The organism is Streptomyces sp. NPDC002867 (assembly GCF_053591895.1).
The window spans coordinates 63,018-77,310 of the sequence record NZ_JBSFUR010000009.1; the positions used below are offsets into that span (position 1 = coordinate 63,018).

The 14,293-nt window shown below is 73.4% G+C and carries 17 protein-coding genes; 7 read left to right on the forward strand and 10 right to left on the reverse strand.

What is annotated here, in order from left to right; all coding sequences use genetic code 11:
* Positions 1 to 68: 68 nt before the first annotated feature.
* Both ACWD0A_RS11455 and ACWD0A_RS11460 read left to right on the forward strand, forming a co-directional pair.
* Positions 69 to 752 carry a uracil-DNA glycosylase gene (locus tag ACWD0A_RS11455; protein ID WP_451296920.1) on the forward strand — a complete coding sequence of 228 codons (684 nt, stop codon included), beginning with the start codon at positions 69 to 71 and terminating at the stop codon, positions 750 to 752.
* Between the two features lie 162 nt (positions 753 to 914).
* Positions 915 to 1,352, forward strand: a complete 438-nt coding sequence (locus tag ACWD0A_RS11460; RefSeq protein WP_451297195.1) for a hypothetical protein — start codon at positions 915 to 917, stop codon at positions 1,350 to 1,352.
* Positions 1,353 to 1,355: 3 nt separating this feature from the next.
* Here the strand turns inward: ACWD0A_RS11460 and ACWD0A_RS11465 are convergent, their stop codons facing one another.
* From ACWD0A_RS11465 to ACWD0A_RS11475, 3 genes are all read right to left on the reverse strand, one after another.
* On the reverse strand, positions 1,356 to 1,802 hold the full coding sequence (locus ACWD0A_RS11465; RefSeq protein WP_451296922.1) for a hypothetical protein: 447 nt from the start codon (positions 1,800 to 1,802) through the stop codon (positions 1,356 to 1,358).
* 100 nt (positions 1,803 to 1,902) lie between these two features.
* Positions 1,903 to 2,415 (reverse strand): DinB family protein, encoded by a 513-nt coding sequence (locus tag ACWD0A_RS11470; RefSeq protein ID WP_451296924.1) that lies wholly within the window; start codon positions 2,413 to 2,415, stop codon positions 1,903 to 1,905.
* 224 nt (positions 2,416 to 2,639) lie between these two features.
* Positions 2,640 to 3,311 carry a TetR/AcrR family transcriptional regulator gene (locus ACWD0A_RS11475; RefSeq protein WP_451296926.1) on the reverse strand — a complete coding sequence of 224 codons (672 nt, stop codon included), beginning with the start codon at positions 3,309 to 3,311 and terminating at the stop codon, positions 2,640 to 2,642.
* Between the two features lie 82 nt (positions 3,312 to 3,393).
* Here ACWD0A_RS11475 and ACWD0A_RS11480 point away from each other — a divergent pair, with 82 nt between their 5' ends.
* Positions 3,394 to 4,626 (forward strand): FAD-dependent monooxygenase, encoded by a 1,233-nt coding sequence (locus tag ACWD0A_RS11480; protein ID WP_451296928.1) that lies wholly within the window; start codon positions 3,394 to 3,396, stop codon positions 4,624 to 4,626.
* Positions 4,627 to 4,654: 28 nt separating this feature from the next.
* The gene (locus ACWD0A_RS11485) at positions 4,655 to 5,563 is read left to right on the forward strand and encodes a Gfo/Idh/MocA family protein (RefSeq protein ID WP_451296930.1); all 909 of its coding nucleotides are present in this window, start codon (positions 4,655 to 4,657) and stop codon (positions 5,561 to 5,563) included.
* On the opposite strand, the gene lnt is transcribed toward ACWD0A_RS11485, so the two are convergent.
* The 7 genes from lnt to ACWD0A_RS11520 all read right to left on the reverse strand — a co-directional run bounded on the left by lnt (position 5,484) and on the right by ACWD0A_RS11520 (position 11,763).
* Positions 5,484 to 7,103: an apolipoprotein N-acyltransferase gene (gene lnt / locus ACWD0A_RS11490; RefSeq protein ID WP_451296932.1), complete on the reverse strand. Its 1,620-nt coding sequence runs from the start codon at positions 7,101 to 7,103 to the stop codon at positions 5,484 to 5,486. The two genes, ACWD0A_RS11485 and lnt, sit on opposite strands and share 80 nt — an antisense overlap.
* 500 nt (positions 7,104 to 7,603) lie before the next feature.
* A complete protein-coding gene (locus tag ACWD0A_RS11495; RefSeq protein WP_451296934.1) occupies positions 7,604 to 8,062 on the reverse strand; it encodes a nuclear transport factor 2 family protein in 459 nt (152 codons plus the stop codon).
* Between the two features lie 109 nt (positions 8,063 to 8,171).
* Positions 8,172 to 9,332, reverse strand: coding sequence for a methyltransferase (locus ACWD0A_RS11500; protein WP_451296936.1), 1,161 nt, complete (start codon positions 9,330 to 9,332; stop codon positions 8,172 to 8,174).
* A gap of 40 nt (positions 9,333 to 9,372) precedes the next feature.
* The gene (locus ACWD0A_RS11505; protein WP_307716654.1) at positions 9,373 to 9,588 is read right to left on the reverse strand and encodes a hypothetical protein; all 216 of its coding nucleotides are present in this window, start codon (positions 9,586 to 9,588) and stop codon (positions 9,373 to 9,375) included.
* Positions 9,589 to 9,630: 42 nt separating this feature from the next.
* On the reverse strand, positions 9,631 to 9,804 hold the full coding sequence (locus ACWD0A_RS11510; RefSeq protein WP_451296938.1) for a hypothetical protein: 174 nt from the start codon (positions 9,802 to 9,804) through the stop codon (positions 9,631 to 9,633).
* Between the two features lie 53 nt (positions 9,805 to 9,857).
* The gene (locus ACWD0A_RS11515; RefSeq protein ID WP_451296940.1) at positions 9,858 to 10,730 is read right to left on the reverse strand and encodes an undecaprenyl-diphosphate phosphatase; all 873 of its coding nucleotides are present in this window, start codon (positions 10,728 to 10,730) and stop codon (positions 9,858 to 9,860) included.
* 328 nt (positions 10,731 to 11,058) lie between these two features.
* A complete protein-coding gene (locus ACWD0A_RS11520) occupies positions 11,059 to 11,763 on the reverse strand; it encodes a TVP38/TMEM64 family protein (RefSeq protein WP_451296942.1) in 705 nt (234 codons plus the stop codon).
* Positions 11,764 to 11,915: 152 nt separating this feature from the next.
* On the opposite strand from ACWD0A_RS11520, the gene ACWD0A_RS11525 reads away from it, so the two are divergent.
* From ACWD0A_RS11525 to ACWD0A_RS11535, 3 genes are all read left to right on the forward strand, one after another.
* Positions 11,916 to 12,092, forward strand: a complete 177-nt coding sequence (locus ACWD0A_RS11525; protein ID WP_451297212.1) for a hypothetical protein — start codon at positions 11,916 to 11,918, stop codon at positions 12,090 to 12,092.
* 98 nt (positions 12,093 to 12,190) lie between these two features.
* Positions 12,191 to 13,381: an elongation factor Tu gene (gene tuf, locus ACWD0A_RS11530; protein WP_451296944.1), complete on the forward strand. Its 1,191-nt coding sequence runs from the start codon at positions 12,191 to 12,193 to the stop codon at positions 13,379 to 13,381.
* A 58-nt stretch (positions 13,382 to 13,439) separates the two neighbouring features.
* Positions 13,440 to 14,285, forward strand: coding sequence for a spermidine synthase (locus ACWD0A_RS11535; protein WP_451296946.1), 846 nt, complete (start codon positions 13,440 to 13,442; stop codon positions 14,283 to 14,285).
* Positions 14,286 to 14,293 lie beyond the last annotated feature (8 nt).

Genomic DNA, 14,293 nt, shown 5'->3' on the forward strand with positions numbered 1-14,293 from the left:
GCAGGTAGGTTCTGGGATCTCGGCTCCGAGATCTCGGAACCGCCTGCTGTCTACCGGAGGTTGTTGACGTGACCGACACCGACATGCTGCCCGAGTCCTGGCGCGGCGTCCTCGGCGAAGAGCTCCAGAAGCCGTACTTCAGGGAGCTCACCGAGTTCGTCGAGAAGGAGCGGGCGAACGGTCCGGTGTACCCGCCGCGCGACGAGGTGTTCGCCGCGCTGGAGGCCACGCCGTACGACCGGGTCAAGGTGCTCGTCCTCGGCCAGGACCCGTACCACGGCGAGGGCCAGGGCCACGGCCTGTGCTTCTCGGTCCGCCCGGGTGTGAAGACCCCGCCCTCCCTGCGGAACATCTACAAGGAGATGCAGGCCGAGCTCGGCCACCCCGTCCCGGACAACGGCTACCTGATGCCCTGGGCCGAGCAGGGCGTCCTCCTGCTCAACGCGGTGCTGACCGTCCGCGCCGGCGAGCCGAACTCCCACAAGGGCAAGGGCTGGGAGAAGGTCACCGACGCCGTGATCCGCGCCGTCGCCTCGCGGCCGGACCCGGCGGTCTTCGTCCTGTGGGGCGCCTACGCCCAGAAGAAGCTGCCGCTGATCGACGAGACGCGCCACGCGGTCGTCAAGGGCGCGCACCCCTCGCCGCTGTCGGCGAAGAAGTTCTTCGGCTCCCGACCCTTCACGCAGATCAACGAGGCGATCGCGGCACAGGGCCACGACCCGATCGACTGGCGGATCCCCGACCTCGGCTGACCGTTCACACTCCGGGCTGACGGGCTCGGGCGATGCGCCCGAGCCTGTGCCGGATTGCCGGGGACGGCGGCTAGCGTCGGTACGTCGCAAGCGAGCCAGCGAGCCGTTCGGACGTGGGAGAGCACCGTGGAGGACCAGCAGGAGACGTCAGGGGACGCCGTCATGACCCGGATCGGGCAGGCGGTCATGCTGCTCCACGGCGGCGACCGCGAGGAGGCGCGACTGCGGTTCGCCTCGATCTGGGCGGAGATCTCGGACGCCGACGACGTCCTGCACCGGTGCACCCTGGCCCACTACATGGCCGACGCCCAGGACGACCCGGCCGACGAACTGGCCTGGGACCTGCGCGCCCTGGCCGCGGCGGAGGGACCGAGCGAGGAGCGGACGACCTGGCACGAGCAGTCGCTCGCCGTGCGGGCCTTCTACCCCTCGCTGCACCTGAATCTCGCCGCCGACTACATCAAACTGCGCCACCCGGAGGCCGCGCGGGTCCACCTGGACCGGGCGCGCGCGGCGACGGATGCCTTGGCGGACGACGGGTACGGGAACGGCGTACGGGCCGCGATCGACCGCCTGGAGCGCGCGCTGGGCGCCGACTGAGGGTCAATCGCCGTATGCCTCACGGCAGATGCGGGCCTCGGGGCTGTCGCCGCGCCACCCGCCGTAGTTCTGGCCGAGATCGCAGACGTCGCCCCGGTCCACGGGGATCTCGGGCAGCGGCGGCAGCTTCGGCCGGGGCACGGCAGGAGCCTGCGGCGCGCGGCTGTGCGGACGGGGCGGCGGGGCCTGCGGGGGCGGTGCGGGCATGGCGGCCTTCTCGCGGCGAGGGGCCGGGGGCGATGTTGCTGCCTCGGTCCGCTTCGGCAGGGCGGCCTCCAGGGCGTCGCGGGCGGGTCCCTGGACGATCTGCGGTTCCACCACCTGGTCCGGCTGTCCGGCCGGAGGAGCGGTCGGTGCGGGAGCGCGCTGCGCCTCCACGGAGACGCAGCCGGTCGCGGCGCACGCCGCCACCCCGACCAGGACCATTGCTGTGATCGATGTTCGCTGCACCCGCGCAACTCTGCTGTGCGGAAGGGCGTTTGTCGGGGAGTACAGGCCGTAAGTGGCCCGCACGGGTGAAGCGGCTTTCAGCCGGACTGCCGGGAGTGGCTCATTCGCCGGTGGCGCCGTCGATGCGCTCGCGCAGCAGATCGGCATGGCCGTTGTGCCGGGCGTACTCCTCGATCATGTGCGTGATGATCCAGCGCAGGTTGTAGCTGCGTTCCCCGGACGTCCTGCCCGCGCTCAGGTTGTCGAGCCCCAGCCCTGCGGCCGCCTCGCGGGCGGCGGCCACCTCGGCACGCCAGTCGGCGAGCGTCCGCTCCCAGGTGACCTCCTCGGTGACACGGAAGTCCCCGTCCGGGTCCTCCTCGCTGTAGTAGAGGGCGCCGATGTCCTCGCCGGCCATGACCTGGCGGAACCACCAGCGCTCGACGTCCGCGAGGTGGCGTACGAGGCCCATCAGGGTCAGGGACGACGGCTCGGCCGATGCCGTCCTCAGCTGCTCGTCGCTCAGACCGGCGCACTTGGAGATCAGGGTTTCGCGGTGATAGTCCAACCAGCCCTCCAGCATGTCGCGTTCGGCTGCGGTGGTGGACGGTTCGGTGCGCTCGACTGTGGTCATGGCGGCCATCCTCGTGCAGGAGGGGCCTTCCCGGCCAAGGGTTATCCCCGTTTGCGGTCTCGGTTCTCCCCCTGGCTTCGCCGGGGGTACCCCCACCGGGGCGCTTTCAGCGTGTGTCGACGGTCGATCGTGCCCGACCCCTCGTTCCTCGGGGCCTCCGCGCTCCCCCAGCTACCGCTGGGAGGTGCCCCCACTCCCTTTCGACACCCGCGCGCCCCTTCGGCTCACTTGCCGGCGGCCGGGCCGAGCATGCCGCGCAGCAGCTCGTCGAAACCGGTGCGCAGTTCCTCCTCGCTGGGCACCGCCCGGTGGTACGAACCGGCCGCGCAGGAGAACATCAGGCCCTCGCACCAGGCGACCAGGGACAGCGCGTGCCGCTCCGGCTCGGGGGAGCCCGCGGCGGCCATCATCGCGTTCAGCGGTTCCCGGAAGCGGGCGCCGGCGTTGTCGTAGAACGCCCGAAGCTCCGGGCGGCGGACCGCCTCCAGGGCCAGCTCGTACCGGGCGACCAACAGCTCCCGGTGCCGGGTCAGGTAGTGGTGGAGTGCGCGCGCGAGCCCGTCGAGCAGCGCCTCGCGGCCGTCGTCGCCGGGGGCGGGCATCTCCTCCGGGGCGAGGACGGCCGCCTCGCGTTCGGCCAGCCGGCGCACCGCCGTCTCCAGCAGGGACTGCCGGGTGCGGGCGAGATTGGACGTGGAGCCCTGGGGGAGTCCCGCCGCCTCGTCGACCGCGCGGTGGGTCAGACCGCGCATCCCGCGCTCGAAGAGAAGGGCCAGCGCCGTGTCGCCGATGATCCCGGCGCGCGAGCCGGCGGCCGACGCGGGCGCTCCGGGGGAGCCGGTGCGGGCGGCGGTGCCCGAGGTGCGGGATGTGTGCGGGGTGCTGCGTGCGGCCATGGCGCCAACCTATCGCGCCGACTACAGCTGTAGTACCGTGTGTCTGTCACTACAGGTGTAGTCACCGTGTCGAGGAGCAGTCATGCCCGAAGCCCGTGCAACCGCCCGTGCCGTCGTCGTCGGCAGCGGCATCGGCGGACTCACCGCGGCCGTCGCCCTCAGTCGGCGGGGCTGGCACGTCACCGTCCTGGAGCGGGCCGCGTCCCTGGAGCCGGTCGGCGCCGGCATCGGACTCGCTCCCAACTCCCAGCGCGCCCTGGACGTCATCGGCCTCGGCGACGAGATCCGCGACCTCGCCGCCTGGCAGGGCGCCGGCGGCATGCGCAACCCCGCGGGCCGCTGGCTCGCCCGTACCGACGCGGCCGCCGCGGCCGAGCGGTTCGGCGGCCCCCTCGTCCTCGTCCACCGCGCCACGCTCGTCGACCGCCTCGCACGCCGCCTGCCCGAGGGGGCCGTACGCACCGGATGCCCCGGCGAACTGGCCGACCCCGGAGTCGCCGGCGGCCGACGCGCGCGTGTCACCACGCCCGACGGCGAGATCGAGGCCGACCTCGTGATCGGGGCCGACGGCATCCACTCCGCACTGCGCCGCAGCCTGTTCCCCCGACACCCGGGCCCCGCGTACTCCGGGTTCACCACCTGGCGCCTGGTCGTCCCCGCCCCCGACGCCCCGTTCGCGCCCCACGAGACCTGGGGGCCCGGCTCCCTGTGGGGCACCCAGCCCCTCAAGGACGGCCGGATCTACGCGTACGCCGCCGCCACCGCACCCGCCGGGGCCGCCGCGGGCGACCAGAAGGCCGAACTGCTGCGCCGCTTCGGCCAGTGGCACGACCCGATCCCGGCCGTCATCGCCGCCGCCGACCCCGCCGAGGTGCTGCGCAACGACGTGCACCACATCCTCGAACCGTTGCCCGCCTTCCACCGCGGCCGCACCGCCCTCGTCGGCGACGCCGCCCACGCCATGGCCCCCACCCTCGGCCAGGGCGGCAACCAGGCCATCGAGGACGCGATCGTCCTCGCCCACCACGCCCCGCCCGCCGGCGACCTCGGCACCGGCCTCGCCTCCTACAGCGCCGAGCGGCTGCCGCGCACCATGGCCGTCGTCCGCAAGTCCGCCCGCGTCGCCCGGCTCATGGCGCTGTCCGGCACGCCCGCCGTCGCCGTCCGCGAGACCCTGATGTCCGCGGTCTCCCGCCTCGGCCCCGGCCTCGTACTGCGCACCTTCGACGGCATCGCCGACTGGCGCCCGCCGCAGCGCACGTATGCTGCCGGAGCACAGGACGTGCACGAAGAACAGCCGGCGGCGCGCCGCTGACGCCGGTACGGCATCGAGGGAGACCCCTGTGAAGGTCGGCTGCATCGGGCTCGGTGACATCGCGCAGAAGGCGTATCTGCCGGTCCTCACCACCCTGCCCGGCGTCGAACTGCACCTGCAGACCCGCACGCCCGCCACGCTGATCCGCGTCGCCGACACCCACCACATCCCCGCCCGGCACCGCCACACCGACCTCGACACGCTCCTCGCCGAGGGCCTCGACGCCGCCTTCGTCCACGCGCCGACCTCGGCGCACGCCGAGATCGTCACACGGCTGCTCGAAGCGGGCGTGGCCACCTACGTCGACAAGCCGCTCTCCTACGAACTCGCCGAGTCCGAGCGGCTCGTCGCCCTCGCCGAGGAGCGCGGCACCGCCCTCGCCGTCGGCTTCAACCGCAGGTTCGCCCCCGGCTACGCGCAGTGCCTGGAGCACCCGCGCGAACTGATCCTCATGCAGAAGAACCGCGTCGGGCTCCCCGAGGACCCGCGCACCCTCGTCCTCGACGACTTCATCCATGTCGTGGACACCCTGCGGTTCCTGGCACCCGGGCCCGTCCAGCACACCGATGTGAGGGCCCGGATCGTCGACGGACTCATGCACCACGTGGTCCTCCAGCTGTCCGGCGACGGCTTCACCGCCATCGGCGTCATGAACCGGATGAGCGGCTCCACGGAGGAGATCCTGGAGGTCTCCGGCCAGGACTCCAAGCGCGAGGTCCGCAACCTGGCCGAGATCGTGGACCACAAGGGGCAGCCGAGCGTCAGGCGCCGCGGCGACTGGGTGCCGGTCGCCCGCCAGCGCGGCATCGAACAGGCCGTGCACGCCTTTCTCGACGCCGTCCGCGCCGGGAAGCACCTCAGCGCACAGGACGCGCTGCGGACCCACGAGCTGTGCGAACGGGTCGTACTGAGGGCCCTGGAGCAGGCCGCCGGATAGCCCGCGAGCCCTCGGCCGCCGCCAGCGCGGCCAGCACCGCGAGCGCTCCGTACACCGCCCAGTCGCCGAACCGGACGTACAGCGTCGTGCCCGTCGCCCGCGGCATCTCGTACACCGCCGCGCCGCTGGTCTCCGTGGAGAGCGGGCCGCCGACCGGCTGCCCGTGCGCACCGAACACGGCACCCACACCGGTGAGCGTCGCGTGCACCATCGGGCGGCCGGTCTCGGCCGCCCGCAGCGCCGCCAGCGACGCGTGCTGCTCGGGCGCCCAGCTCTCCTGGAACGTCGACGTGGCGGACTGGGCCACCAGCAGCTGGGCGCCGTCCCGCACCAGGTGCCTGCTCATGTCGGGGAACGCCGACTCGAAGCAGACCAGCGGGCCGACGCGCAGGCCCGCGCCCTGTTCGGCGGGCAGGGTCATCACGACCGGCGCGGTCCCGCGGATCCTGTCCTCGCCCGCCGCCTTGCCCACCGAGGTCACCCAGCCGAGCACGGACCGGGCCGGGATGTACTCGCCGAACGGCACCAGGCGCATCTTGTCGTAGCGGTCGCCGGTCGGACCGGTGGGTCCGACGAGCACGGAGCTCTTGTAGATGCCGGCGGGGCCCGACGCCGTCTCGCTGCGCGCGTCCACGTTCACGAGCACGGGCGCGCCGACGTCCCTGGACAGGGCGGCGAGGCGGTCCGCGAGATCGGGCCGCACACGCAGGTCGGCGCCCACGCTGCTCTCGCCCCACACCACCAGGTCCAGCGCCTTCTCCCGGCGCGCCAGGTCACGCGTCAGCTCCTCGCCCCGGTCGAACCGGCGCTGCACGCTGTCCGCGCCCGTCACGACGCCCGGCTGGACCACCGCGATCCGTATCGGCGCCGACTCGCGGGGCTCCGGCGCCCACGCCCAGGCGGACCCGGCCGCCGTCGCGCACGCCACGACGCCCGCGACGGCGGGCGCACGGGCCCGCTCGACGGCGACGAGCAGCGCGACGGCGGTGTTCACCGCGAGGACCAGGAGGCTCACCAGCCATACGCCGCCGACCGAGGCGAGCCGCAGGGCGGGCGGCACGTTCCACTGGCTGGCACCGAGCAGGCCCCACGGTCCGCCGAGGCCCTCCCAGGACCGGACCAGCTCGATCATGAGCCAGCCCGACGGGATCACCGCGAAGGAGGCCGTGGCCCGTGCCGCGGAGGGACTGCCGCCGGTCATGAGCCGCACGAGCAGGCCCCACGGCGCCCACAGAAGTCCCAGCAGCGCGGCGAGGACCAGCAGGAAGACATGCAGGCTGGGCAGCAGCCAGTGGTGCACCGCGATCATGAACCCGATGCCGCCGAGCCAGCCCTCCACGAGCGCGCGGCGGCCGGTCGGCGCGCTGCGCAGCAGCAGCAGCCACGGGACCAGGGCGACGTAGGCGAACCACCACAGCGAGGGCTCGGGCAGGGCGAGCGCGGGCAGCGCCCCGGCGGCGACGGCAGCGGCCGCGCGCGACACGCGCCCTCCACGCCGGCTGCCCCGCTGCTGCCCTTCCCGGCCGCCCGGAATCCGCATACCGCGCCTCCTCACGACCAGTGTGGGCCACGGAGACCGGGGACGACAGGGCGCGGTGCAGGCCCGGGGCGGGCTGATCCCCCTGCCCGCCCTTTCCCGAAACCGGGGGTCGCCCCCGGGCCCCGCCTGTCCGTCCGCGGGGCTCCGCCCCGGATCCTCTCCCTACGGCCTGGCGGCCGTGGGAGGTACGCCCCATCCGCCCAACCGGGGCTCCCCCTACCGAAACCGGGAATCCGCCGCCGCCCTCTCCGTACGCCCTGTGGGCGTGGCCGACGCCAGCGTCTCAATCGCCGGCGGGATGCTTGTGCGATGCACCCGTTGGGGCTTGGCCCTATGGCGCCCGCGCCTCGAACGCCGGTGAGGCTGCAGGGCCGCACGTCCGGGGCGCCCCTGGGTGCGCCCCGGGCCGCGACGGCCCGCTCGGGCACGGGCCCCGGGGCGGAGGGTCCGGGGGCTTGGCCCCGGTCACGCGAAGGGGCAGGGTGGGGGAAGCGCCCGCCTCAGTCACCCGCGGGCACACCGCCCGCGCGGCGCCACCTCTCCTCCGTCACCACCGTGCGCAGGCGCCACCCCGCGTCCCCGCGCGCCAGGGTGAAGCGGTAGCGGCCGCCCGAGACGAAGTCCTGGCCGGACGCCGGGAGCATCGGGTTGATGTAGTCGGCCCGGACCTCGGCGCTGTCACCCGGGTATCCGCCGAGGTCCTGGAGGCCGACGCGGCGGTTGACGATCAGGTGCTGGCGGACCGGGAACAGCCGCATGGCCTCCGCCAGCCAGCCGGCGACCTCGTCCGCCGTTCCCTCGATGCCGCCGGACCCCCGGTAGTCGGCGCGCCCGTCGTGGGTGAACAGGGCCCGGTAGGCGTTCCAGTCGCCGTCGTCCACGGCGACGGCGTAGCCGGTGATCAGTTCGTCGATGGCAAGGCGGTCCATCACGGTCGCGAGATCCACGCGCTGCGTCATCGGCTCAGTGTCGGGCAGTGCCGGGCAGGGCGCCAGAGCCGTGCGGCGCGCGTCGTCCCTGGGAGACGCCGGGCGGGACACCCCACCGCGTCCGCCGTCGACGAAAGAGCTAGCGGCGCTTCACCGCGCGCAGGACGACGAACTTCGGGTCGCTCGCGACGACGTCGCAGTTCCCGAACAGCCGCCTCAGCCGTACGTGGTAGCCCAGGTGACGGTTGCCGACGACCCACAGTTCACCGCCGGGCCGCAGCACGCGCCGCGCGTCCGCGAACATCCGGCGCGCGGCGGTGTCCGTCGTCGCCCGGTGCGAGTGGAACGGCGGGTTGTTCAGCACGAGGTCCGCCGAGCCGTCGCCCAGCGCCGAGAGACCGTCGTCGACGACGAACTCGGCCTTCCCGGCGGGGACGTTGGCGCGGAACGTCGCCTCCGCCGAGGCGACCGCCGAGAACGACTCGTCCGTGAACGTCACCCGTGCCTCCGGGGCGGCGAGCGCCGCCGCCGTACCGACGACGCCGTTGCCGCAGCCCAGGTCCACGACGTGTTCGGCACCGTGTCCGGTCGGCAGATGGCGCAGGAAGAACCGGGTGCCGATGTCGAGGCGCTCCGCGCAGAAGATGCCCGCGTGGTTGGTGACGGTGCGGCCCGCGAGCGCGCCCGTGTCGGCCGGCAGGTCGTACCGCAGCGGCCACGGGCTCGGCACCCGCGGCAGGTCCGGGTCGGGTGTGCAGAAGATCAGCCGGGCCTTCTTGGCCGCGAGGGAGGTCCGCGTCGGGCCGATGATCCGCTCGAAGAGCTTCAGCGTGGAGGTGTGGATCTCGCTCACCATGCCGGTGCCGACGACGACCGTGTCCGCGTGGACGGCGGGCGCCAGCCGGTGCAGTTGGTCCTCCAGGAGCGCGAGGCTCTTGGGCACGCGCACCAGCAGCACGTCGACGCGCTCCGGCGGGGTGTCCCTGGCCGACAGCAGCCGTACCGCGCCCGAGTCGATCCCGGCCCGCGCGAGGTTCGCCCGGGTCGCCTGCTGCCCGAGGTACGAGTCGGTGATCTGCACCACCGGGTGGTGGCCCGCGATCGAGGTGACCAGCGCGCCCCAGCGGTCGCCGACGACGGCCACGGTGCCGGTCAGCGGTACGGGGGCGGCGTCGTCGATGCCGTGCAGATGCCGCAGCAGGTACTCGTCGGCGGCGTCCCAGGCACGGAGCGTGTCGCGGGGGTCCTCGGGAAAGCGGGCGAGTTCGAACGCGCCCCATGACGTGGTCAAACGGTTCATCGTGCCCTCAGGCTAGCCGAGCGCGGGGCACCTGCCGGTCTCAGGCCGCGTAGCCCTCGTGGGCGGCGCCACCGCGCCACTCCACCAGATGCGGGTCGTCGAGGATCATGTCCGCGTCGTCGAGCCCCGCTCTGCGCAGGAACTCCACGAGGTCCTTGTCGCTGCGGGCGAGCCCCACGATCTCGCCGCGCACGGTGACATGCCGCCCGCCGCCGGGCGAGGGCGGGTGCACGACGATGGGTGCCTGCCAGGCCATGACTCCAGGGTGCGCCGGGCGGGACGGGCGCGCAGCCCGGCGTCAGGCCGCCGGGCGCACGTCCTCGCGTGCCGCGGCGGCCCACTCCACGACGAGCGCCTCGTACTCCGGCCGCCGGTCGTCGGGAAGCTCCCCGTCGGCCCACAGGTCACGGATGCGGGCGTTCAGCTCGGTGGCGGACAGGGCGGCTTCGGAGTCGGTGCGAATGGGGGACATGGCATCAGATTACGGCCTCGCAACGGTCACCGTCCCCCACCGCAGAGTGACCGTCAGCCCCCCGACTCACCCGCGTGCGGGCTCAGCACATCGGTTCCGACCAGGATGAACAGCAGGATCCCGAGCAGGATCCGGTAGATCACGAACGGCATGAAGCTCTTCGTAGTGATGAATTTCATGAACCACGCGATCACCGCGTAGCCCACGCCGAACGCGATGAACGTGGCGAAGATCGTCGGCCCCCATGAGACATGTCCCTCACCGGCGTCCTTCAGTTCGAACAGGCCGGACGCCAGCACCGCGGGGATCGCGAGCAGGAACGAGTACCGGGCCGCCGCCTCGCGGGTGTAGCCCATCAGCAGACCGCCGCTGATGGTCGCGCCGGAGCGCGAGACGCCCGGGATCAGCGCCATCGCCTGGCACACGCCGTAGATCAGACCGTCGCGGACGCTCAACTGCTCCAGCGTCTTGCGCTCCCGGAGCGCCCGGTGGCGGCCGCCGATCTCGTCGCGGGCGGCCAGCCGGTCCGCGACGCCGAGGACGATGCCCATGACGATCAGCGTCGTCGCGATCAGACGCAGATCACGGAACGGGCCCTCGATCTGGTCCTTGAGGGTGACGCCGAGCACTCCGATCGGGATCGAGCCGACGATGACGAGCCAGCCCATCTTGGCGTCGTGGTCCCGGCGCATCGCCTTGTCGGTGAGCGAACGGAACCAGGCCGTCACGATCCGCGCGATGTCCTTGCGGAAGTAGATCAGCACCGCCGTCTCCGTGCCGATCTGGGTGATCGCGGTGAACGCCGCGCCCGGGTCGTGCCAGCCGGCGAACGCGGCCGTGAGCCGCAGATGCGCGCTGGAAGAGATCGGCAGGAACTCCGTCAGCCCCTGGACGAGTCCCAGGATGAATGATTCGAACCAAGACATTGAAAGCTACGCCACCCAAGAAATGATCACGGTCCGACCGGCACACGCACGGGCCGGCGCTGAGGTATCGGTTGCCGGCCGGGACACCGGCCGGTTCATGGGCAGGCGTGTTCAATCGTCGTCATGCGGACCCTTTGCTGACTTGACTGACGGACTGTCAGGCGCCCATGGGACTGACGGCCCGTGAGACGCGCGGGTGCGCGTACGTCTCGGGCCGGCGCCGATCGTGAGGCAGCGTAGCGCCCCGCAACGACGGCACTTCGCCCAGGTCCCGTCCCGCTCCCGGCCGCGCCCGGTTCCGGGGCCCTCCCGGTCACGGAGAATCCGGTCACCGGGGCCGCAGCCGGTGCCGCTTGGTCCAGGCGACGACCGCCGCCGCCACGCCCGTCACCACGATGAACCCGGCCGCGATCAGGAACGCGGGCGAGGTCGGCGACCCCGCCCGGCTGCCCGCGATCACGTACGCCGCCGTGTTGGGGATCGACCCGAGGCCCGTGGCGAGGAGGAACGGCAGGTAGCCCATCCGCGAGACCGCCGCACAGTAGTTGGCCGCGGCGAACGGCACGCCGGGGAACAGCCGGATCGCCAGCATCGACCGGAAGCCGTGCCGGCTGAGCTGCCCGTCCGCCGCCTTCAGCCAGCGTCCGCGCACCAGCGGCCGCAGCGCGTCCTGGCCCAGCACCCGGCCGAGCGTGAACGCGATGCCCGCGCCCAGCACCGTGCCGCCGATCGCCGCGACGAGCCCGGCCTGCGAACCGAAGAGGGCGCCCGCCGCCAGATTGAGGATCGGCCGTGGCACGAAAGCCGCCGTGCACACCCCGTACGCCACGCCGAACAGCACCACCGCCGCGGCCCCGCTCAGCTGCGGCGGCCAGCCCGCCGAGAGCAGCCGCTGCGGCTCGTAGAGCAGCATTGCCGACGCGGCGGACGCGAGCAGGACGAGGAGCAGCGACAGCCGCGACCACGGCGAGAACAGGGCCTTGGTGCAGCGGACGGCGAGACCGGATGCCGGCCGGGGGACGGGGTCGAGCATCCGGGGAGACTAACCGACGAACATGTCCGAACGCCGTAGCGCGGCACACATCGTCCCGCCGGCCGCCACCGCGCCGACCGGCAGGCGCGGTGGCGGCCGGGCCGTGCGGTCCCGTCCCACTGCGGCCCCGGGAAAACCATTCGACGCGGCGGGTGCCGCGCACGATCATCGAGGACATGGTCCGGTACGCCTTCCCCGCAGCGCCGTCCGCAGTCGCGGACGCGCCGAAGGCTGCCGCATTCCCGGCTGCCGCGCTCGCGGCGACCGCATTCCACGCCGCCGCGGTCGCGGCCGACGTCGCCGTGGCTCCCGGCGGCGCCCGAAGCTGACCCTTCCCGGATCGTCCGGCGGACCCCGCAGGGGGAGGGTCGGCGAGGTCCAGGGGTCCTGATCACGCTTCGAGTTCCGGGAAGGAACGAACCCAGTCATGCCCAAGACGGCATACGTGCGCACCAAGCCGCACCTCAACATCGGGACCATGGGCCACGTCGACCACGGCAAGACCACCCTGACCGCCGCCATCACCAAGGTGCTCAGCGAGCGCTCCGGCGGCGGCACGTCGTACGTCTCCTTCGACCGCATCGACCGGGCGCCGGAGGAGGCCGCGCGGGGCATCACGATCAACATCGCGCACGTCGAGTACGAGACGGACACCCGGCACTACGCCCACGTCGACATGCCGGGCCACGCCGACTACGTCAAGAACATGGTCACCGGGGCGGCCCAGCTCGACGGCGCCATCCTCGTCGTCTCGGCCCTCGACGGCGTTATGCCACAGACCGCCGAGCACGTGCTGCTCGCCCGCCAGGTGGGCGTCGACCACATCGTCGTCGCGCTCAACAAGGCGGACGCCGGCGACGACGAGCTCACCGACCTCGTGGAGCTGGAGGTCCGTGACCTCCTCACCGCCCACGGCTACGGCGGCGACGCGGCGCCCGTCGTCCGCGTGTCCGGACTCGGGGCGCTGCAGGGCGACCCGCGCTGGACGGCCGCCGTCGAGGCGCTGCTCGACGCCGTCGACACCTATGTGCCCATGCCGGTCAGGTACACGGACGCGCCGTTCCTGCTGCCGGTGGAGAACGTCCTCACCATCACCGGACGCGGCACGGTCGTCACGGGAGCCGTCGAGCGCGGCACCGTACGCATGGGGGACCGGGTGCAGATCCTCGGGGCGACTGCGTCATGGAAAGAGGGCGACACGGTCGTCACGGGGCTGGAGACCTTCGGCAAGCCGATGGAGTCGGCCGAGGCCGGCGACAACGTCGCGCTGCTGCTGCGCGGGGTGCCGCGCGACGCGGTGCGCCGCGGCCATGTGGTCGCGGCGCCGGGCAGCGTCGTGCCCAGCCGCCGCTTCACCGCGCAGGTCTACGTCCTGTCGGCGCGCGAGGGCGGCCGCAGCACGCCGGTGACCACCGGGTACCGGCCGCAGTTCTACATCCGCACCGCGGACGTCGTCGGGGACGTCGACCTCGGCGCGGCCGGGGTCGCCCGTCCCGGGGAGACGGTCACCATGACCGTCGAACTGGGCCGGGACGTGCCCTTGGAGTCCGGCCTCGGCTTCGCGATCCGCGAGGGCGGCCGCACGGTCGGGGCCGGGACGGTGACCGCGGTCGGGTGACCGCGGGCCGGGGGGCCTCCGCAGGGGGCTGCCCCGGCCCGCCCGGCACAATGGAGCGGTGAACGAGCAGATCCCCGTCCTGCGCGACGTCGACGGCGGCACCGCCAAGCTCATGCCCGACGTCGACCGGGACCGGGCCTGGCTGCTGACCGTCGACGACGCGCCCCAGTCGTACGTCGACCTGGACGAGCCGACGCACCTCGAGTTCGAGTACGCGCGCCGGCTCGCCCATGTCGTCGACCGTGCGACGGACGGCGCCGTGGCGCCGTCCGTCGTGCACCTCGGCGGCGGCGCGCTCGCCCTGCCGCGCCGGATGGCGGCGGTCCGGCCGGACGCCCGCCAGCACGTGGTGGAGGCCGACCGGGGCCTCGTCGCGCTCGTCGCCGAACACCTGCCCCTGCCGCCCGGCAGCGGGATCACGGTCCACGCCGCGGACGCGCGGACCTGGCTGGAGGAGGCGCCGGCAGGCAGCGCCGACGTGGTGATCGGCGACGTGTTCGGCGGCTCGCGCGTCCCCGCGCATCTGACGTCCCTGGAGTACGCCCGGGCGGTGGAGCGGGTGCTGCGCGCGGACGGTACGTACGCGGCGAACCTGGCGGACGGTGCGCCCTTCGCCTTCCTGCGCTCCCAACTCGCCACGTTCGCGGAGGTGTTCGCGGAACTGGCGCTCATCGCCGAACCGGCCGTGCTGCGGGGCCGCCGCTTCGGCAACGCGGTGCTCGTCGCCTCCCACGAGCCGATCGACGTCGCCCGCCTCACCCGCCTGGTCGCGGCCGACGCGTTCCCGGCCCGCGTCGAGTACGGCGAGGCCCTGGCGCGTTTCACCGGAGACGCCCGCCCGGTCCACGACACGGACGCGGTCGCCTCGCCTCCGCCGCCCGACGGCGCGTTCAGCGTGGGCTGAACCCGTCC